We start from the raw sequence: 19,682 nt of genomic DNA, 5'->3' as shown, positions 1-19,682 counted from the left end.
AGCTGGTGGCCGCACACCCCTCCGTCGTATCCCCCTCGTTCATATCCTCCTCCTTCCTGCGATGATGGGTATCACCGCTGTCGGGTGCGAGCGGATTAGGGAAGTTCGTCAATGGTGAGGAAGCCCTCCCGCTGTTTGGCCGGCTTTCGGTCGGCCGATTGTGGGGCAGTGACCTAGTTCGGTGGCCAACCTTCAAGATGCTATCGGCGGGGGTGGGGGTTGGTGGTGCAATGCAGACGAGGAGTGCCCCACACATTGATGGCATCTGCGGCATGGCGATCGTCCTGGAGTTTGAGGCGGGATACGCCGGTGAGGTCGATGGCCAGGTGAATGGCGTCTTGGTTTATCGCAATGCTGTGATCGGCGGCGAGTCGAGTGTCGTCGAGGAAGACCCTGAAACGGCCGGGGTTGCCGGTGTTGCCTGGCGATTCGGCGGATTGACCGACGAACACATCGAGCTGGTCACACTTCCCACCCAAGAATAGGTTGACGTGGTTATTGTCGTCGCCGGGATTCGGCCCCGTCTGGTAGTAGCCGGTCATACTTTCTGGGTACGCGGTCGTGGTGATGGTTTGTGTGCTGCAGCAGTCGCTCCCATTGCCCCACGACAACCATTCCATCTCATCGAGGGTGTACCACCCTGGCTCGGCCGCCGTGCTGGTCGACGGCGGGCTGCTCGACGAAGCGTCGATCGAGGGTGGATTGCTCGACGAGGTAACGATCGGGGGTGGATTGTGCGATCCTGCTGTGCTGGAGAGGACGAATTCGAGGTGGTTGTCGCCGTTGAATTCACCGGCGATGCCGGCGATGTTTGCCAGTAGCTGTGCAGGCAGGCTGGTGAACAGCGATGTGGCGACGCTCATCCGATGCAGGATCTGGTGGGTGTCTCGGTTCCCGGCCGCGACTTCGGCACCGGCGAACCCGCATTGTCCGATCTCACCGAGCGCCTCGGTGAATTCAGCAACGCTGGGGTCGTCTGGCTGGGTCCAGCTCTGGTAAGCGGTGATCAGACAGTCATAGGACGCCTTCGTGCTCTGGAAACCGTACAGCAGCGAGTCCCCACCCGCACCGAGCATGTCCAATCCGGTGAGGATCGTCGCCAGCTGCAGCGCGGCCGGATCGATATCCAACCGGATCTGGGCCGATCTCGTACCCGGCGGAAACTCCACGGTGCCCTTGCCTTTCGGCGTCAGTAATCCGGACCCGGCGGCGGATCCGTGAAGGGCGACCGCGAGTTGTTCGGAGCCGGCCAGCGGTTGACCGTTGGTGAATTGCCCGACCGGGTCGGCGCTGACCTGGTAGTACTGTGCGGAGCCCGAGGTGAAATCAACAGCGATGCCTGTGTCGGTATCGCGCAAACACGCGGCGATCACTCCCGATGTCGAGGGTGTCAATGTGACCGTCTCGGATCCGACCTTCAGCTCGCTCTTGTCCTCACACGGTGAATCCAGGCCGCCGGCGGGGGTTTTCCACACCTGAGTGGCGGCGTCAGTGAGTGAGTTGCCCACGTCGGCGGCGATGATTGTGAAGGTGCTCAGGTGATCGGTCGTCACGGTCAAGACCTTCGATACGGGGTTCCACTCAGGTTGTAGCAGATCGCTGGTGTGCTCGTCGTTGACGAGGACGACGGGCCGGACGGTATCTGTGAATTTCTCATACAGCTGCGGCTGATCGGACAAATCGAAATTCAAAACGATCGGTGTTTTCGGTTGTTCGTTGCTACCCAGCGTCACCATGACCGGCGTAGCCGATGCCACCATTGCGGGAACCTGTGTCTGCGACGATGCGCCGACGCTGAGCAACTTCATCTGCGTTCCCGCATCGGCCACTCCGGCCGGTGCCGTCGCCGTTACCGGTATTTCCCCCGTTCGACCGGTGAGTTGCACGCCGGTGTCTCCAACCGCGCCCGATGCGATCACCGCCCGTTCCGCCGGTCGCAACTGGGACACCGGCCCCGGCCCCGGTGGACCCGACCCGTCCATGGAACCGTGTCTCGATCCGCATCCCGCCATACTCATCAGAACGAGCGATGCCACGGTGATCGAAACAATAAGGTGACCACCACGTCTTGCTGGAGGACTCGCCGGTGCCGCCGCATAATGTCGAAAGCGGCCGCCTGTTGTGGTGCCCACTCGATTAGGTCCGATTGTCATTGATGCGCGTTCGGACATCCCGGGTACCCCTTCCGAATTCTTCGAGATGACCTGGGCCGGAAACGATAAGGCATACTGCGCCGGCACCGCCCGACCCAGATTTGTGATTCGATGCACGAAGTCTCTGTGCAGCCAACGTGATGTGAAGCTATCATCCCCTGCCCCTATCTATACCCTGTCTTAGGTCTGGCCGCTGTTTCGTTGTTCGATCGCGCGCGTTACATCCGGGTCCTGTTGGGCTGCAAGCCAGTCGAGCAGCCCTGCATCGGTGTGTGGATGCGCGGCGACGAGAGCGCGTAGATCGGTGCGGTGCTGGGCGATCCGCGCCAACTGGGCCTGTGACGTGTAAGGGTTCATCGTCGCAGCTTTGTCTTCGTCATCGCCTTCCTCCGGCAGCGCGGACGGTAGGAGTGCTTGACGCGCGCGATGAGAAAGAGTACACCCCAGCGGGATTCCAGCGTACAGCTTGCGAACCGGGCCGGCTGCCGCGATCGCGAGAGCCACAGCGACCGCGAGCCCGGGGATCGCTAGATCCATCGGCACGGTCGATCGGTGCAGGCTCGTTCCCGCATTCACGGTCAGCCGAACAAGAGTAAGGGCAACGATGACGCAGCAGACGCAGAGCGTGACTTCCCGCGACGGCCGGGGATCCTGTGCTCGGTTGTAGCGCGGCCGCATTCTTCGTGCCCCGATCCCGGCGACGACTGCGGTCGATGCCGCCAACGCCGCCGAGACGACGGCCGCGACGATGTCAAGGGACCAGACGATCGCGGTGATCACCGATACGGCGGCGTCGATGAGCATCCATAGCCCGACGATGCCCAGTGCGTTGCGGCAGGCGGCGAGCCAGATGTAGCCGGCATGGGTGGGGCTGTCCGGGTCGAATGGTGCGCCGCCGGCGACGAGCGCGGCTCCGGCGGCTACGCACCAGGCGGTGGTCGCGAAATACCGACTACTGCCGAATTGTTCGACACCTCCCGATTGGGATTGCGTCATGATCGCTCCCGTGATGAGGACCGTCGACCCGCAGGCTGCCACGGTGAGCCGCCACGCCGGGAAGTCGGCGCCCACACCCGTGGCGACGACGCCGGCCAGTGTGCACGCGAGCATCGATGTGAGCAGGACAATGATTGCTTGTCCGGTGGTAGTGGGCGCGGAGGAGTTGCGTGCGGAATCAACAGCAAGGGCCAGGAGCGAGAACAGTCCCGAGAGCAAACTCAGGCAGGCGGCCACCCACATCGCCGGCCGCACGACGGCAAGCCACCGGCGAGAGCGGCCGGCGTCGACAGCGGCACGCCGCTGCGTGGCCAGAATCGTCGCGACCACCCCCCACCATATGCCGGGCCCCACACCGGGGCTTTGCGGTGGAAGCCGACCGAACTGGTACACGGCGCCGAGTACGTCGGCGACCGCGAATCCGCCGAGGAGCACCACATACGGTGCGGCCGTCAGCAGCTGCGGTGTGCGCAGGGCTGCGGTGCCGCGGTCGGCGCCGGGCAGGCCGAGCCGCGCGAGATATGGCAGCGCGACCGAGCAGATCGAGAGCAGCGTCGCGAGAACCAGGAGCGCGATCAGGGGTGCCGGACCCTCACCGGCGGGCAGGTTGACATTGCGGTTCCAACGCAAGAACAGCGCGCCGAGGTAGAGCGTGACCGCGGCGCCGTCACGGATACGGTCGGCCTGCGGGATGTCGGCCAGCTGCGCGGTCAGCGGTACGCGTGGCGCAGACGCCGGCTTCGGGGACGGCTGCTTGTGTAAGTCGACAGGTGGTATCCAACCCGCGCGACCAGGTACGGGTGGGTCGGTGGGAGCAGGTGGTGGCGGCATCACGACCGCATGACCGACGCCGCGGTACAGACACCAGCGCCGCGTCGAGGGCGCGGCGGCGAGGAGCAGGACGATGACGGGAAGCCCAAGGCTGCGGACGCCGGCCGTCCTCGCGGGGGGCCACGCCGATTCCAGTCCACTCGAGAACGAACCGCCGGTCAAACCGTCGAACGAGATTCGCCATGAGCCGACCGCTGACTGCACAACGACCCATCCGACGAGGTATCCGCCGATAGCGGCGAGAGACCCGAAGATGATCATCGTGCGGCCGGCGAGTCTGCGGCGCAGCAGAAGGACAGCTCCGCAGAGAAGTAGCACGGCGGTGATCGCATAATTCAGCTGACCGCCGGCCAAGAGTTGAGTCCACCAGTAGGGGCCGAAGTAGTTGGTGATCTGCACCGCGTTGTCGAAGCCGACCGTTGCCGCCAGCTCGTTGAACGCGTCGAGGTCCAAGACGATTCTCACCAACGCGAGCAGACCGACCCCCACTGCGAAGATCGCTGCGGTGATCGCGGTCGCGTCGCTCGGTGAGCGTCCTGGTGGTTCTCCGACGCCCTGACCAGCTGATGGGTACACGTGATCCTCCGCAACCGACTATCGCCGATACTTGGTCGTGCCCAACGAATCGCGGGTGTTACTGATGAGCTTGGCGAAGCATTCGTCGACCGGAATCCCGTGGCTGTCGCACCAGCTGTTCGCCGCGCCCGAATCCGGGAAAGTGATGCCGGTGACGGTGATCCACCAGCCGTTCAAGTCGAATGTGCGCCATTCGTCGCTCCACACCAGGCGCACGTCGGGATACCGCAGGCGTAGCCGCAGATGCTGGTTGAGAATTTCGGCCGCCGTCCACGTCACCACGCGCCCGTCGACATCCGGCGCCACCAGCCCGAGTCGTTTCGAGGACAATTGAGCGACCCACCGGTCGGCGAGCCCTGTCGTGACGACCGGGCGATCGGCGTCGGCCTGGGCGCGCAGGCCGTCGAGACTGGCCGTTTCGACCTCTGTGTTCGACGGCCCTGCCGGGCGTGCAGCGACGATCGGCCTGCCCGCGACCGACGGTGTGGGTGGTTCACCGCTGTCCGGGCCGCGGTTTTGGCCCTGGTCCTCGCACTCGACGAGCTGGTCACCGAACGCCTTCGTGGTCGATGCGCCGCCCGCTGAGGGCGAGGTCGAACCCAGGGAGTTCGGCAGCCGCCAGAAGCTGCCGACCGGATAGACGAATTCCTGCACGACCGGGCCCTCCGGCCCAGGGGTGCCGGCACTCGGCAAATACATCGGGGCGTCGGCGAAGTCGAAGACCGCCGAGGCCACGGTTTGCCCGTGGTCGGTCACGGTGATCCGCATTCCGTTGGTGGAGACGATGTCGCCGTCCGGACAGCTGGCCTTGACTTCCATCTTGACGACGAGTCCACCGGTGTCGGTGCGGTACTCGGTGGGCCGCATGGTCGGCACGCGACCGCACTTGGTCACCACCCGGCCCGCCTCGGAGACACTAGCCGGGGTCTGCGGTGCCGGCGGGGTGACGCCGAGTGCGGGTGCCGCCCCGCCGGTCGGTGGGTAGTAGACAATCTCGTCCGGTTGTCCCACCGCGAATCCGTCGCCAACGGGCGCAAGGCTGCCCGACCGCAGTTCCTGTGACGTCCAGGCGGGCTCGCCAGAGGAGAGGTCGACGGCGGTGAGACCGTCAGGGGATCGGAGTAGAACGCGCTCACCGTCAGAGGCCAGCGGATCTCCCGCCCAGGCCGTGGTCCACAGCTTGGCTCCGGTTCGCCGGTCGTAAGCGGCCATCGTGTTGGCGTCGACGTCCGTTCCGATCGCTATGTTGCCGATGATCTTCTCGATGGCAGGGCCGGCTGCCGTCCACCGTTGCGCGCCAGTGGTGAAGTCGTAGGCCGTGTTGCCGACGATGTAGGGGCCGTCGTCGTCGGGTGCGACGAGCCAGGGCTCGGCGGGCTCGGCGGCGCCGTCGTGGACGCGTAGTTGCCTGCCGGTGGCGTCGATGACGACGCTGTCGATGGTGTCGCCCGCGCAGCGGCGGGCGACCAGGCCGCGTCCCGGATACACGGCGACACCTTGTAATTCGGAGTCGATCACGCGGTGTCCGTCCGTGGCGGCGGCAACGACGGCGCCGGCATCGCTGCCGAAGAAGACGAACCGGTCGGTGACGCCGAATTGCTGTGAGTCACCCGACCCGGGGCACCCTGGATCGATGTCGTAGGTGGTGCGCCATTCGGCCGATAGATTGTCTGGCGTCCCACGCGACATTTCGCGATAGTCCGCGGTGATCACGTCGCGGTCGATCACCTCGACCCGGCTGGCGTTGCCGGCCACCAGCTGGTGGTCGACGTGACCGTCGGACACGCGGATGAATCGGACGGAGTCGCCGCCGATGCAGGGCAACATGCCGTCGACGGTGCGCGTCGCGCACGAGGGAGTCTCCGGGTAACTGTCGATCGGTGTCTTCCACCTCACGGCCCCGGTGTCGGACTCGATCGCGACGAGCATCGGCGGTGCATCGGTATCCGGCAGAATGACGGTGCTGATGAGGATGTCACCCAGGTCGATGAATCCCGGTCGCAGGTACTGGTAGGAAGTCGGGTCGGGCCGGACGAACTGCCCCCGTGGGACCGCGTCGGCGGCCTCGAGCCTCCAATCGGGTGCAGGTTTCGTCGGATACGTGTGGCGTAGCTGCCCCGCCACCGGACCACCACGGGAATCGATCGTGTGCACCGCGAACACGGTCACGACCCCGCCCGCCAAGACGAGCACCGATACGGTGAGGAACGCCAGCAACGCGCGCGTGCGGAACAGTGCTGATGGCGGTGGCGGTGGCGGCGGAGGAGGAGGAGGAGGCGCGACGGCGCCGGGCTCGACTCCGGCATCGTCTCGTCGAAATATAAACGCACCCATGGTGTCACCGGGCTGCGAAGCGCCGAGGAGGTATGATGCCAGGGCCGACCAGCGCACAAGGATCTGCCCCCCACACAAGCCTCCTGAACGCCGGTGTGCCGCAGATCAGATCAGTAACGACCGGTCCCACGATGGTGCGCTCGACGCACCCCGCGAGGCCCTTCATATCACCGTCGGTCAGTGTCAGCCGGTCCTGCACGATCACCACCTCGTTTTCTTGGGCGACCTCGATCATCGAGGGATCGTGACCGCGTCGCGACACTGCCCGGTTGATGTGATGTTCGGAGACGATGGCAACAATCCCCACCCCGCGGATTCCGTACGCCAGGCCGGCGATGTACAGCACTGCCCATCGCCCTGCGCCGCGGCCACCGCGTCCACGACTTCCGTCGCCAGAAGCGATGGGACTGACAGTAGTCGCCGCACGCTGCGTCTTGTATCGGTTGTTCAGCCGACCCGCCGCCCCCGACCAGTTCCGGAATGGCTGGGCAACATCCGCGATGCGAGGTGCGAGAACTCCCTCGGCCCCAACGTAACTCACCGCCCGGCGTCAGTGCGGTCCGTGGTGCTAGCCGTGGCGTGCGCCTCCTGCGAATCCGCAGGTTCGCCGAGTGGCGAATGAGCCTGATCGGCCTGTTCCCTGCTTAGATCTCGTCAGCCCTCATCTCTTTCAACGTCCGCGACTTCCTCCCTCCCGGAACGCATCCCGTTCGATTTGGGCCTTTGACGTCGCTGCAGAGCTCACCGACGCCGAGGCTCGACACCATTGTGAGACCTCTACGTGGATACTGGTTGGTATTCAATTTGATTGTCCTCTTGCCCAGCCTGGAAGTCACTAATGGTTCGCACCTCTAAGCAGGGCGCTCAGCGGGATCTACGCCATCACGTCCGACGGGTAGCCGGGGCTCGCCGAGTAGAGTCGCGCGATATCTCTCGTGGCCGTGGGGTATGTGCACCTCGGTTACAGCCCGTCGGGGAGGGTGACCAGGTCCTGCCAGCGGGGTGCGACCGGACTACCAGCCGTCACTGTCACCGAGTTATCTCTCCTTCTCGATCACTCGCCACGTGCGGGCGGGGATTGCTGTGGGCTCGACACTCCGGCGGTCGTTTCCAGTATCAGGGAGGCGCCATCGGTGCCCGGCTCAGTCACCCTGGTCCGACGAACTCGTTGGCCCTTCCGGACCTGGCGGTCATTCCCTGCCTCGACCTGCGTCCATTTCGATTTTTGGTGAGGTCCGCGTAGCGGCCTGAGCGATTTGGGGATTGGTGGTTTCGTGGCCGTGGAGAGCCGTTCTTCGGCGGGCACGATCGGTTCCGACCTGCGGCGAATCTGCGCCCGTGCGGTACCGGATTGCTTGTCACGGTTCACGTTCGAGGTGCGCCCGGCATTCGGAATTCCTCGGTAGGGGCTCGCCTGAATTCGGTCGACAAATCTCACACGGGTGGTACCGCACCTGGGCGCAGGGTGGTGCGGCGATTCCGGTCGTGTTCAAAAGCGTTGTTGAGTGTCGGCCGTCTGAACGACTGCGCCTGCCCATAGCGCAGGTGAGATGCTGGGTCGAGCATTAAGTTTGCGCTGTATGAGCGGCGCGAGTGCTCGATCACGGGAGCGGCAGATGGACGTGCTGGTTATGGTCGGCGTCATCCTCGCCCTCCTCGTTATGGGATGGATCTGGACGACCGTCACCGAAGCGGTCGAGGACAAGGCGAGTGACCTCACCGACAAAGCGATCTTCGGCCGGCAGCGCAGGGCGGCCAACGATCTCGGGGCAGCTGCCCTGAAGATCCGCACTTCCGTCGGATCGGACGAACTGTGGAACGAGCTCGGGTTCCGCCTGCCCTTGCCGTCCAGCAAACCGCGATTCGAGGACTCGTTGTACATCGCCGGGGAGCTCGCGAGCACGCAGCGGGGCAACCACGGAATGCGGGTCGACTGGAACGAGTGCATCCAGTCCGCCATCTTTGTTGTGCGGGAACATGACGGCGGGACGGTGTGCGAACACGCGATGCTTCGGTGGGCCGATAACGGCCAGGCGATGCGTAGCGCGGTCAAACAGTTTCAGTCCTTGCGGGAGAACCTCGTCGCAATAGTGCAGTCCCTTGATCCGCAGGCCCGCGCCACCCTTGTCGATGAGAACGATCGAGAAGCGCCATTCGCCGCGGGGCCCTGCAACACTGACAAGAGAGGTGAATGAGCGTGGAGGGATTAGGAGTCTTCCTGGTCGTCATGCTGGTGCTCATGGCCGGGCTCTGGATTCTGGAGACCGTGGTCGACGGTGTGGTCACCGGCCTATGCAAGATGATCGCGGCCCCCTTCAGGGCCGCGGGGAAGGCACGCGAAAAAAGCAAGATGGACACCTATGTCAACGGCTTCTACTTTGATACCTCGGCGCCAGCGGATCAGCTACACAAGGCCCTGTCTGATCATTTCACCAACGGCGAATTCCATCCCGCGAACAAGGTTATCGTGCAGACAAACGAGGACGGCAGGTTCGTCATCGGCATTGCCTGGCATGAGCAAACCGAGTTCCAATTGGAAGGAGTCGGGAGCGCATACGGCTCAGGCCTACCGGTGGTTGTCGTCGAATTGACGTATGAGGCTCGTGGTCCCCGGACTGCGGGCCGGATGAGGCTTACTCGCTTCCCGCATGAGCTCAATTGGGCCGAGAACGCGATCCTGGAGAACATTTTTCCGTGGTGCTTCTCCCCCATAGCCGATCTGGACCCATCAGTTCGGCTGCACAAGTATCAGGACGCGGCACCTCACGTGTGACCTCGGGGCACCGGCGCAGCCGGGAGGGGAAGCCTGCGAATGCGCGGACACTACGCAACCGACCTGCAACAAATAGCCCACAGGTGACCCCGGGGTCGAACTGACCCAGCAGCAGTGTCATCTCCATCATGTCTGCGCCGGTGGGCATACGCGTGCCGACGTCGGGGCCCGCCGACGCGAGCCAACCCGGCTTGTGGGCACGCGGGAGACGCCGTTCGTGATCGACCTCGGGTGCAGCGGCCGCAGCGGCGCATAGCGAGGCCCAGGAGCCTCGGTGTCAAGCAGCGATCCGCCGGGCGTGGTGTGCCCACGCGGTCGTTTCGTCGTCGTAGCGGGTGCGGCTCTCGCGGACTGTCCGTGCAGGACGCCGACGAGCCGGATGGCGAGCTGCCGTAAGACAGACCCGTGATCGAGTCCGCGCATTCGTTGGTTGTCCTAGCAGGCGCGGACCCCGGAGAAGCCTGCAGGGCCGAGAACGCCTGCACGTTGAGGCGTCGACCAGCCGGTCGTTGTGGACGAACCGGACCACAACGACCCTTTTCTCGCCGGAGGCCCGGGCGATGGACTGGTGGCATAGTTCTTGCGTGCTGTGGTGGTCGTGTCACGATTGCGGTCGTCGCCGAACTCGAGCACCCGGCACCACGCAGCTGTCCCATACCCGGCCAATGACGGGATGATCTCAGCGACCGGATGTCGGCAAAATGCGCATCGACCCGCCCCGTAGTCCCGCGATCCCGGGTTCGGCGTTGTCAGCACAGCCACGGCGGAGCGGGTGATGGCCGCGTCAGCGGTGGCGATGCGATTACCGCCGCCCGGCCCAGGTCTCGGCAGGCAGACCCCGGCGGCTGCCAGGTGTGGGCGACAATTGCGTTCGTCTCAGGTGCCCGCCGCCAGCCACTCCCCTGCGGTTTCCGAACACGCCAACCTGCGGGCTGCTCGGCGCGGGTGGTCAGTGCTGCGCACGTTACCGCCCGCAGCACGAAACGTCGGTCATAAACTACATGTGAACCTTCGGGTGACGAGGGGAGGGATCGATGCAGGAGACCTCATTCGGGCGGTACCAGCTGCGCGGCATGCTCGGCAGGGGCGGAATGGGAAACGTCTACCAGGCCTACGACACCGCGACGCAGCGCTCGGTAGCGATCAAGGTGCTCCCCGAGCACGCAGCCCAGGATCCCGAGTTCCGCACACGATTCGAACACGAAGCCCGTTGCGCCGCGCGCATCGGAGAGCCACATATCGTCCCAATTTTCGACTTCGGGGAGATCGACGGGCGCCTCTTCCTGTCAATGCAGTTGATCCACGGAACTGACGTCGGATCGCTTCTGGCTCAGGATGGGCCAATCGATCCGACGTCGGCTGTCGCGATCATCGAACAAATCGCCGCCGCCCTCGACGCCGCCCATGCCGACAACCTGCTCCCCCGCGACGTCACCCCCTCCAATATCTTGCTCACCGACCACAAGTACGCATACCTCATCGACTTCGGTATCGCCCGTGCGGTCGGCGACACCTCGCTCACCGCCACCGGTGCAACCATCGGGACCTTTGCTTACATGGCGCCTGAACGGTTCAAAGGGGAGGGCGACGCCCGAGTCGACGTCTACGCGCTCGCCTGCGTCCTGCACGAATGTCTCACCGCAACACGCCCATTTCCGGGAGGCAGCGTCGAAGAACAGCTGAGCTGCCACCTCCACGCGAGCCCACCCCGCCCCAGCCGACTCAGGCCAACGGTTCCTGTCTCATTCGACGATGTCATCGCACGCGGCATGGCCAAAGATCCACTCGACCGTTACCCCACCGCGGGGCAACTCGCCGAAGCGGCGCGCCGAGCACTAATTGCTGCCAGCACGGTCACGACACCGGCTGAGCGGCCAGCCGAGGCGACTGACCCGCGACGGATCGGCGTGGTGGAGGATCACGCGGTAGCGGTGTCGGGATTGCGTCACATCCTCGCCAACGAGCCGAACCTGACGATCGTTGCCGCCGCCCCGACGGTAGCGGAGTTGCTGGCAGTGACAGCGCAACTCGATCTGGTGGTGCTCGATCTGCGATTGCCGGACGGGTCGTCTCCGATCGCCAACGTCGAACAACTACGTGCCGCGGGAATCGAGGCACTTGTTCTCACCTCCGGTGACGAACCATTTCTGGTGCGTGCCGCAGCACAAGCCGGTGTGCTCGGCGTCGTGCGCAAGTCCGAACGCGAAGAGGTCATCGCCGCCGCAGTGCGCGACGCCGCGACGGGAAAGGCGGTAGCGACGATGGATTGGGCTGCGGCGATTGACTCCGACGAGGACCTGGCGAGGGTGAATCTCTCGCCGCGTCAACGTGGGGTGCTCAGCCTCTACGCATCCGGTGAGTCCGCGGAGCGCGTGGCGAAACTGTCCGGACTCACCGTGGACACGGTCAATGCCTACCTGGGTCGGATCCGCCAGAAATATGCGGAAGCCGGTCGCCCGGCGCGCACGAAAACCGATCTGTACAAGCGGGCACTGGAGGACGGATGGCTGCCGATCCCTCGACTGCGGCGCCGACGCCGCTAGCACCGTCGCCCACTGTCCCGAGGGACAGCGCGGAAGAACGTATCGTGCGGCTGTTCGCCCGATTCGTCAGCGCCGGCTATCTCTTCTATCTGGCGCTGCTGGCCCCGCTGATCGTCCACCAGGCTAGAGCCGTGGCCCACTGGTGGACCCCGTTCTCGATTCTGGCAGTGTTCGTGCCGCCCCTGCTGATGGGTATCGTGAGCTTCGTCCGCCGCACCCAATGGGTGCGGCGAGCGGCTGCTGTGACAGCGCTGTCCTTTCTGGTGGCGGCGGCTGCTTGGCCACTGGCGTGGAACGGCACACTGCTGCAGGAAGAGTGGTGGATCGCTCGCATCCCCGGCTTGGCCGGACTCGCGGCTGCCATTACCTGGCGGCCGAAATGGACGGTCATTCAGCTCGGCGTCGCCGTACTGACCGTGCAGTTGATCAACCATTACGGCCGCGAACCGAACTACAGAGGGCCGCTGATGCCGGATCTGGCCTTCGCGATGGGCTTCTGCCTGCTGTACGTGGCCGCCGCGCTGATGGCAATGCGCACCGGTCGCATACTCGACCAAACCCAAGCTTCCGCCTACACCGCTGCGGCTTCCGCCGCCGCGACTCAAGCCCGCACGGTGCAGCGCAGCAGGTTCAACGCACTGCTGCACGACTGGGTGATGTCGACACTGCTCGCCGCGGCGCGCCAACCCCACAACAACGATGTGCGCAGACAGGCCCAGCTCACCCTGGCCAAACTCGATGAGCTCGGGGAAGCCGATGACCCCACCTACGACACCGCCACCCTGTTGTCGCACCTACGCACCGCCGTCGGCGCCGTCGACCACGGCGTTCCAGTGGAGACCCACGTCGCAACGAGCGATGCCGGGACGGCGAGGTATCCCGCCGAAGCGGTCCGGGTGATCGGAGAAGCTGTCGCCGAAGCGGTGCGAAACAGCGTCATCCATGCCGGGAACGACGCGCAACGACGCGTCACGGTCACCGTCGGCGCCGACAGGTTCCACGCCGTCGTCGCCGACACCGGAAAAGGGTTCGATCTCGACGCCGTCGCCCCACACCGGCTCGGCTTGGCGGCCAGCATCCTCGGCCGGATCCGACAACTGCCCGGCGGCACCGTGAGCGTGCAGACCCGCCCGGGAGCGGGAACCACCATCCGTATGGCATGGTCGGGTCAGCCGTGAGCGCTCCGACGACGACGATCCGAGACGCGCGAACCCTGCTCGGCATGCATACCCGGGCGGCGTGGGCCATCGCCGTGTTCTACCTGACCGCGATGACATCGCTGGCCGTCACCTCCTGGGACGGAGTCAGCCACCGCTGGCCGATCGTCCTTGCTCTGCTGATCACGATCGTCGTCACCGGTGCCCTGCTGGCCGTGCGCCCGGATCCCCTGCCACCGGCCGTCACGGTGGCGATGGCCCTGTCCGGTCCGGTGTGCTGCGCTCTGGTGCTGGTCGTGCTGCCCGTGCCCCCGACCTCGACGTGGCAAACGTGGCCGCTGGCATCCGGCACCGGCACCGCAACCTACATGTGTGTGCGAGGCCGCACGCCCGCAGCGTGGATCAACCTGTGGGGGATGATCGCCGTCACCGCGCTGTGGTCGGGGGCGACCGGGCAAGGCGCAGCGCACGGTGTCGCCATCTCGATCGTCAACCTCCCTCCCCTGTTGATGGCCACGTTCTTCGCCTACACCATCCGTCCGGCCGCCCGCACCATCTTCGAACTGCGCGAGGAATCCTCCCGCCGCATCGCCGCAGAAGCCGCCGTCGGCGCGAGCCTCGCCGAACGCGAGGAACAGATGCGTCGCCTCGACCGAACCGTGCGACCGATCCTGCAACGCATCACCGACTCCGAGCCTCTGGACTCGGCCACCAGGCTCGAATGCAAGCTACTCGAAGCCCATCTGCGCGACACCCTGCGCGCACCCAGCCTGGTACAAGGGAGCCTGCCCGCAGCAGCCCGCGCGGCCCGCGCCCGCGGCGTCGAGGTCATCATGCTCGACGACCACGGCCTCGACACCGCCGACGCCGACACCCGCGAACGGTTGTCTACCTTCGTGGCCGCCGAACTCGACCGCGCCGACGCAGGCACCGTGACCATCCGCATCCTGCCACCCGACCGCGGCCTCCTTGCCACCATCCTCGCCGACCACCCCACCGAAGGCATGCGGCGAATCGAGCTGGGCCGCCACGGTGTACCCCTGACACCGCAGACCGAACAAGCCACGCAGGAACCTGGCCTCGCCTAATTGCTTCGGCTAACGCTGGCCCCAAATCCTGTGTCAACAAAGTCGAATCTTCTTAAGTCATTCGATCCGTTCTACCGTCAATATTCATCGGAACACAGCACGGTCGAGGAACCTGAACACAGTTCCGCCGCACTCGGGGAAGGAAAACCATCCATGCTCATCATCGCCGGTCCCCACCCAGCCAGCTCCAGCGTCGACCAGGAAGATGTGACCGTCCGAGCACCGCTGCGCGCCCCGACGCTGAGCCCCCGCGAGATCGAAGTGATGCTGACGTGGATCCTCAACGACTCCAAATCCGCTGTCTGCCGACAGTTGTACATCTCCCCCGGCACCGTCAACACCCACGTTGCACGCATCCGCGACAAATACCAATCCGTCGGACGCCCCGCACCCACCAAAGCCGCATTACTCGCACGCGCACTGCAAGACGGCCACATCACGCTGGAGCAACTGTGACCACCACCCCACGCGCTGAGCCAACTGGCAGCCACGGAGGCCGCCGGGATCGACACCCCGCCCGGGCCGAGGCCGACCCGGTCCCGGCCGTTGACTGCGCACCGCACAGACAGCGCCCCAGCCGGATAAGCGAGATCCCCGAACATCGTTGCTGATTACCGAACCCGCCCGCCGCGCGCACGCCTTGCTCGGCCCCCGGTGAGCTGTGGGGTGTGGGGGCCACGAATCCACCGCCCGCCGAATGCAGGGTCATCGCCCGCGACAACGGGGCGATCTCGTACGGGCCGATCTGGAACTGGACCACCGACGACCTCTGGGCGCACATCGCCCGCCATCAGCTGCCCGTGAACCCGGTCTACGCCACACTCCGCCAGCTCGTCGACTTCGGCGCCTCCCCGCCCTCGACAACCTCCCGAGCCCGACCTCTTGAGCGTTGAGGTTCTGACTGTCGAACCGCACGCCGTTTCGAGTACTGCCAGACCGCCCGCCACGAACTCGGGTGCCCGACCACGTCCCAGACCGGTTCGGCTCAATTCGTGGCATCGTTGACGACACTCCTGCCGTGCCGGGTGTGACTGTGTCGATGACCTAGCCATCGGTGAACCCGTCACCGTTCCATTGGAAATGGGTCGCCAGATCCCCCGGTGCCTTCGTGGCGCGGGACCCGACGATGAACTTCAGCCGGCGGTGACGCGCGCGCACTCACGCCCACAGGTATCGAGCGACAGCTCGGGCTCGGTGTCGCTCTTGAACACGTTGAAGTACGGTCCGGAATTTCCTGAACGGATCGGATCTTTCTTTGAGGCAGGACAATTCATGGAGGGTACCAACCTGGCACAACCACGAGCATCGGCACACGGGCAGTGGCTTTACGCGCTCCCTCCGACGTTCACTTCGGCCTCGCGACCGGCAATGCCGCTGACCGTAGGGATGTCGCCGCGCAACCCGCAAGCAAGCCCGCATCGCTTCGGCACCACGTCGGCACCGAGGGCCCTCGACCTACCCGACAGCGTCTGCACTTCGCCTCATAGTGCCGCAGGATCTGCGCAATGTCTGCCAAACGGACGACACTCTCGCGCCGGCCGTTGTGCGACGCTTATACAGCTAGTATCGACTGCAAATGGCCGGCCTTGTCCCCGCCGGTGGCCCAGGGCAATAGCAGATCACGGATCAGCGCTCGCGCTCCAGATCTGTACTGACATCAGCCATCGAACGGGGGTCGGGGACCTTAAGAGAGGGGAATCAGATGCGGACCATGAAGAAATTGCTGGCCAGCACTGTCATCATCGCGTCCATGACGGGAGGTGGGGTGTTGCTGAGTGCTACTTCCGCCTCCGCCGCTCAACTCGGCAGCGTCAACGTACAGAAGTATTGCGAGCAGAATCGCGGCGCTCTCCAGGGCAATGTGAGCACGACCCGCAACAACAATGATGCCTACTCGTGGCGGTGCGTCTACTCGCCCCCTCCGCCGTTCGTAGGGTCATCTACCTACCGGAGCGTGGACATGAATCTGGCCTGTCGGCAGCAGTACAGCCCCAAAGCCTGGGCCAAGCCGCTGAACACCCACGATGCCAACAGTTGGCGGTGTTACGACTGACCAAGCACTCCCAGCAGCCGCCATCCATTGTGAAGGTCACCGTCACAATGGAGATCAACGGCCGAATCGATGCCGCCTCTTTGAAGTGCACACCCTAAAGATGTTTCGGTAATAGAGTGTGTCGTTGAAGTTGATTTGCGCTGCGCTGCTTGATAATTGATGAATGGCAGGGAAGGACAGCGGTTCGGGTGAGGGGTCTGGCGCCCGGAAGGTAAAGCAGCGCAGTGGTCGCCGTGATCTCGAGGCATTGCGTGACCGCCGGATGCGGGCCGCGGAGATGTTTGCGGCGGGGCGGCGGCAGGTGGATGTGGCGGTCGAGCTGGAAGTGTCTCAGCAGACCGCGTCACGCTGGTATCGCCAGTGGACCGAGGGAGGCCAGGAGGCGCTTGAGGGCGACGGCCGTGCGGGGCGTCGGCCACGACTCGATGACGCCCAGATCGCCGTGATCAGGGAGGAACTGCTCAAAGGACCCCAAGCGCACGGCTTCGCGACCGGGGTGTGGACCCTGGGACGGGTCGCGATCGTGATCGACAGACTCACCGGCGTGCACTACGGGCCCACTCAGACGTGGACGATTCTGCGAACCCGGCTGGGGTGGAGCCGCCAGCGTCCCGCACGGCGGGCAGTCGAACGCGACGAGGATGCCATCGTCGCCTGGCGCGAGAACGAGTGGCCGCGGATAAAAAAATAGCGCGGCGCCGAGGTGCGTGGATCTGTTTCCAGGACGAAAGCGGTGTGTCGCTGCTTCCGGTGGTCCGCGCAACCTGGGCGCCTAAAGGTGTGACACCCGTTCTGCATAACCGATTCTTCCGTGACCGCGGGATCACCACCTTCGTCTCCCATTCCTCGCTGTCCGCCGCCGAGCGGCGGGAATCCGAGCAGGCCTTCGCCGAGGCCCGCGACTGCATCATCGTCGCCACCTCCACCCTCGAACTGGGAATCGACGTCGGCGACCTCGACCGCGTCATCCAAATCAACGCACCCCGCACCGTGTCGTCGTTTCTCCAGCGCCTCGGTCGCACCGGACGCCGCCCGGGAACCAGCCGCAACTGCCTGTTCCTGTGCATCACCGAGGACGCGGTTCTCGACGCCCTCGGAATGCTGCAGTGCTGGTCCAGTGGATGGGTCGAGCCCGTCGTCGCGACACCCGAACCGCGGCACATCGCAGCGCAACAGATCCTCGCCGCAGCCCTGCAGACCCGCCGGGTTCCGCTGGCGGACTGGCAACACGGCTGGGGAACCGGCGCCTCTGCTACGTCGAGGCCAGCACCATCGCCGGGAAGGCGAAATGGAGCTCCATCCCGGACGGTGCCTCGTTCGAGATCACCCGGGGCATCCGCGACGTCCTCCTCGGAGCAACACCGGCCGGTGTCACCCTCACCCGGCGTGCGGTGGCCTCGCTGGATGGAATTCGGAATGTGCGTGCCGAGACCCTTGTCGACGGCGCGTTCATCATCGCCCGCGACGACCGGGACGACTGGCGGTGGTGGACCTGGGCCGGCGCGAAAGAAAACCGCACCCTCGGCGCCTGGATTCCGTCGTTGGTAGTCCCACGGCAGATGTCCCGAGCCGATTCCCTTCGCCTGCACCGGGATCTGACGGTTCCCGAGATCAGGGAAGGATTGGCCACGGCGCGTGCTGCGAACGCCAGCCGCCCGTTGCCTGCTGTCGACAAGGTGCGTTGCGCGGACTGAAGTTCTCCGCCGCACTGCCCGAGGACTTGGCGAAGCGGACCCTGGCCGCACGGCTCACGAATGAGACTGCAGCTCAGATCGCATTAGGCGAGGTGGCGAGGATTCGAGGGAGGTCCTACTGAGGTTTATGAGGAGACGTCCCATGAATGTGCTCACCACTGGCCTGGGTGTGCGTGCGCGGCAGGCATCGCCCTGCCGAACCGACGACTCATCACGGCCCGCGAAGTCATCTCGTTCCGAGACGCTGCTGCTCCGCCCGCACGAAGTCCGCTTCGCTGGGTCCCACCCCGCCAGCCCAGTCGGTCTCCACCGCGGCGACGTCTGATTCCTTCGCGTGGCTACGGCGCGCGTACGCATCGAAGAGGTCGCTCTTGTGTGCAAGCGTTTTGCGCATCAGTTCTTCGATACTGTCCTTGGCCAGCCGGTGCACCTGCACCGACCGCACCTGTCCCATCCGACCTCAGCACCTTGACCGCGACAGTGCGGGCGAGCGCCGTTTCCTGGCACCGATAGACCACGCCGAATCCACCGCGTCCGATCTCACTCACGTCCTCGAACCCCTCGGATTCGAGTTCCACCCTGATCAGTGGGCTCACACCCTGAGAAGGTGGCGGTCCGTCCGGGTTGGTCATCGACTGGACCGCTACCTCGACGAGGGGGCATGACCTTGGACCATCTTCTACCGCCGACTCGATCTGGCGGTCCGCGCTCCACTAACTGGTTCACGCGGCACGCCGATCATCGCTCACATCGGTGATGAGCCTACCGCTGACCACGATGCCCTCGAGTCGTCTTGTGAGGGGTCTCGGTAAGCCGTCGCGGCCAACCACGACGAGGTTGCTCGTGCGTACGCGAGCTGTCGAATCAGCGCGCGTGTCGACATGCATGACCGACCTGTGATGAGGCTGAAAATCGCGATGAGGGCATGGAGGAACAAGGTGGGCACGGGGATCCTGTCGTGTGCGAATGCGTGAGATCTGTGGGGAATCGAGCTACCGATTGGTGCAGCGCGAGCTTGTGCGTCGTGGGATAAGTAACTTGACGGTCTTGGCTTCGGATACGGGCCATTAGACGATGTTGTTGCTCATATGTCACTCACTCGCAGTGGATTTCGATCAAGCGCCGATATCGCAGACAGCCCGTAGACGAACTCACGGGAGGTGCCACCTTTCCGAAGTTGGGACACTTGGAACCCGACAGCTGCTGTTAGTCGGCGTTTGTACTCGTTGATGTCGATTGCGAATGCGGCGGTGATATCCCTCGGAGCCGGCCCACCAAGCGGTTCCCAAAGAAGCGCAAAGTCCAGAATGTCGTTGTCACAAAGACTGTTCCACATTTCGTTCCTCTGTGAGGCGCGTGCTCACGTTTGCGTAACTGCCTGGGATCTGTCGGATCGCCAGCCGCCCGCTCCGTCCACGTGACCCGCCGAGCGACTCACGGAACGAGACGAGGATCGTCCGTTCGCAGGGGGTGCGGGGTATGTG

14 protein-coding genes and 2 pseudogenes are annotated in these 19,682 nt (G+C 64.8%); 10 read left to right on the top strand and 6 right to left on the bottom strand.

Features of this window, described 5'->3' with window-relative positions; genetic code table 11:
* Window positions 1-200: 200 nt before the first annotated feature.
* The 4 genes from JWS14_RS48210 to JWS14_RS48195 form a co-directional block, all read right to left on the bottom strand.
* Window positions 201-1,919, bottom strand: coding sequence for an NPCBM/NEW2 domain-containing protein (locus JWS14_RS48210; protein WP_206017209.1), 1,719 nt, complete (start codon window positions 1,917-1,919; stop codon window positions 201-203).
* 414 nt (window positions 1,920-2,333) lie between these two features.
* Window positions 2,334-4,556 carry a DUF7937 domain-containing protein gene (locus JWS14_RS48205; protein WP_206017208.1) on the bottom strand — a complete coding sequence of 741 codons (2,223 nt, stop codon included), beginning with the start codon at window positions 4,554-4,556 and terminating at the stop codon, window positions 2,334-2,336.
* 18 nt (window positions 4,557-4,574) lie between these two features.
* Window positions 4,575-6,947: an outer membrane protein assembly factor BamB family protein gene (locus JWS14_RS48200; protein ID WP_206017207.1), complete on the bottom strand. Its 2,373-nt coding sequence runs from the start codon at window positions 6,945-6,947 to the stop codon at window positions 4,575-4,577.
* Window positions 6,895-7,236, bottom strand: a complete 342-nt coding sequence (locus tag JWS14_RS48195; RefSeq protein ID WP_206017206.1) for a hypothetical protein — start codon at window positions 7,234-7,236, stop codon at window positions 6,895-6,897. The genes JWS14_RS48200 and JWS14_RS48195 overlap by 53 nt, the downstream gene beginning before the upstream one ends.
* Before the next feature lie 1,285 nt (window positions 7,237-8,521).
* On the opposite strand from JWS14_RS48195, the gene JWS14_RS48190 reads away from it, so the two are divergent.
* From JWS14_RS48190 to JWS14_RS48160, 7 genes are all read left to right on the top strand, one after another.
* The gene (locus JWS14_RS48190; RefSeq protein ID WP_206017205.1) at window positions 8,522-9,085 is read left to right on the top strand and encodes a hypothetical protein; all 564 of its coding nucleotides are present in this window, start codon (window positions 8,522-8,524) and stop codon (window positions 9,083-9,085) included.
* Window positions 9,082-9,663 (top strand): hypothetical protein, encoded by a 582-nt coding sequence (locus JWS14_RS48185; protein WP_206017204.1) that lies wholly within the window; start codon window positions 9,082-9,084, stop codon window positions 9,661-9,663. The genes JWS14_RS48190 and JWS14_RS48185 overlap by 4 nt, the downstream gene beginning before the upstream one ends.
* Window positions 9,664-10,697: 1,034 nt before the next feature.
* Window positions 10,698-12,206, top strand: coding sequence for a protein kinase domain-containing protein (locus JWS14_RS51050; protein ID WP_241031924.1), 1,509 nt, complete (start codon window positions 10,698-10,700; stop codon window positions 12,204-12,206).
* Between the two features lie 44 nt (window positions 12,207-12,250).
* Window positions 12,251-13,384 (top strand): sensor histidine kinase, encoded by a 1,134-nt coding sequence (locus JWS14_RS48175; RefSeq protein ID WP_206017203.1) that lies wholly within the window; start codon window positions 12,251-12,253, stop codon window positions 13,382-13,384.
* A complete protein-coding gene (locus JWS14_RS48170) occupies window positions 13,381-14,451 on the top strand; it encodes a hypothetical protein (RefSeq protein WP_241031923.1) in 1,071 nt (356 codons plus the stop codon). Before JWS14_RS48175 ends, JWS14_RS48170 begins: the two co-directional genes overlap by 4 nt.
* A gap of 153 nt (window positions 14,452-14,604) precedes the next feature.
* On the top strand, window positions 14,605-14,907 hold the full coding sequence (locus tag JWS14_RS48165) for a helix-turn-helix transcriptional regulator (protein WP_206017201.1): 303 nt from the start codon (window positions 14,605-14,607) through the stop codon (window positions 14,905-14,907).
* A 212-nt stretch (window positions 14,908-15,119) separates the two neighbouring features.
* A complete protein-coding gene (locus tag JWS14_RS48160) occupies window positions 15,120-15,344 on the top strand; it encodes a phosphoadenosine phosphosulfate reductase domain-containing protein (RefSeq protein ID WP_241031922.1) in 225 nt (74 codons plus the stop codon).
* Here JWS14_RS48160 and JWS14_RS52155 read toward each other — a convergent pair.
* Window positions 15,284-15,588: pseudogene (locus tag JWS14_RS52155) on the bottom strand (IS1634 family transposase); the annotation flags it as partial. The gene JWS14_RS48160 and the pseudogene JWS14_RS52155 overlap by 61 nt on opposite strands.
* 574 nt (window positions 15,589-16,162) lie before the next feature.
* Here JWS14_RS52155 and JWS14_RS48155 point away from each other — a divergent pair.
* The 3 genes and pseudogenes from JWS14_RS48155 to JWS14_RS52150 form a co-directional block, all read left to right on the top strand.
* Window positions 16,163-16,504 carry a hypothetical protein gene (locus JWS14_RS48155; protein WP_206017200.1) on the top strand — a complete coding sequence of 114 codons (342 nt, stop codon included), beginning with the start codon at window positions 16,163-16,165 and terminating at the stop codon, window positions 16,502-16,504.
* 163 nt (window positions 16,505-16,667) lie between these two features.
* A complete protein-coding gene (locus JWS14_RS48150; RefSeq protein WP_241031921.1) occupies window positions 16,668-17,195 on the top strand; it encodes a winged helix-turn-helix domain-containing protein in 528 nt (175 codons plus the stop codon).
* Between the two features lie 119 nt (window positions 17,196-17,314).
* Window positions 17,315-18,320, top strand: a pseudogene (locus tag JWS14_RS52150) (helicase-related protein); the annotation flags it as partial.
* Between the two features lie 104 nt (window positions 18,321-18,424).
* Here JWS14_RS52150 and JWS14_RS48140 read toward each other — a convergent pair.
* Window positions 18,425-18,652, bottom strand: coding sequence for a hypothetical protein (locus JWS14_RS48140; RefSeq protein WP_206017199.1), 228 nt, complete (start codon window positions 18,650-18,652; stop codon window positions 18,425-18,427).
* Window positions 18,653-19,682: the final 1,030 nt, after the last annotated feature.

This window comes from Rhodococcus koreensis (genome assembly GCF_017068375.1).
In the GTDB taxonomy this organism is placed as follows: domain Bacteria; phylum Actinomycetota; class Actinomycetes; order Mycobacteriales; family Mycobacteriaceae; genus Rhodococcus_F; species Rhodococcus_F koreensis.
This window is presented reverse-complemented; position numbering and strand designations above follow the sequence as displayed.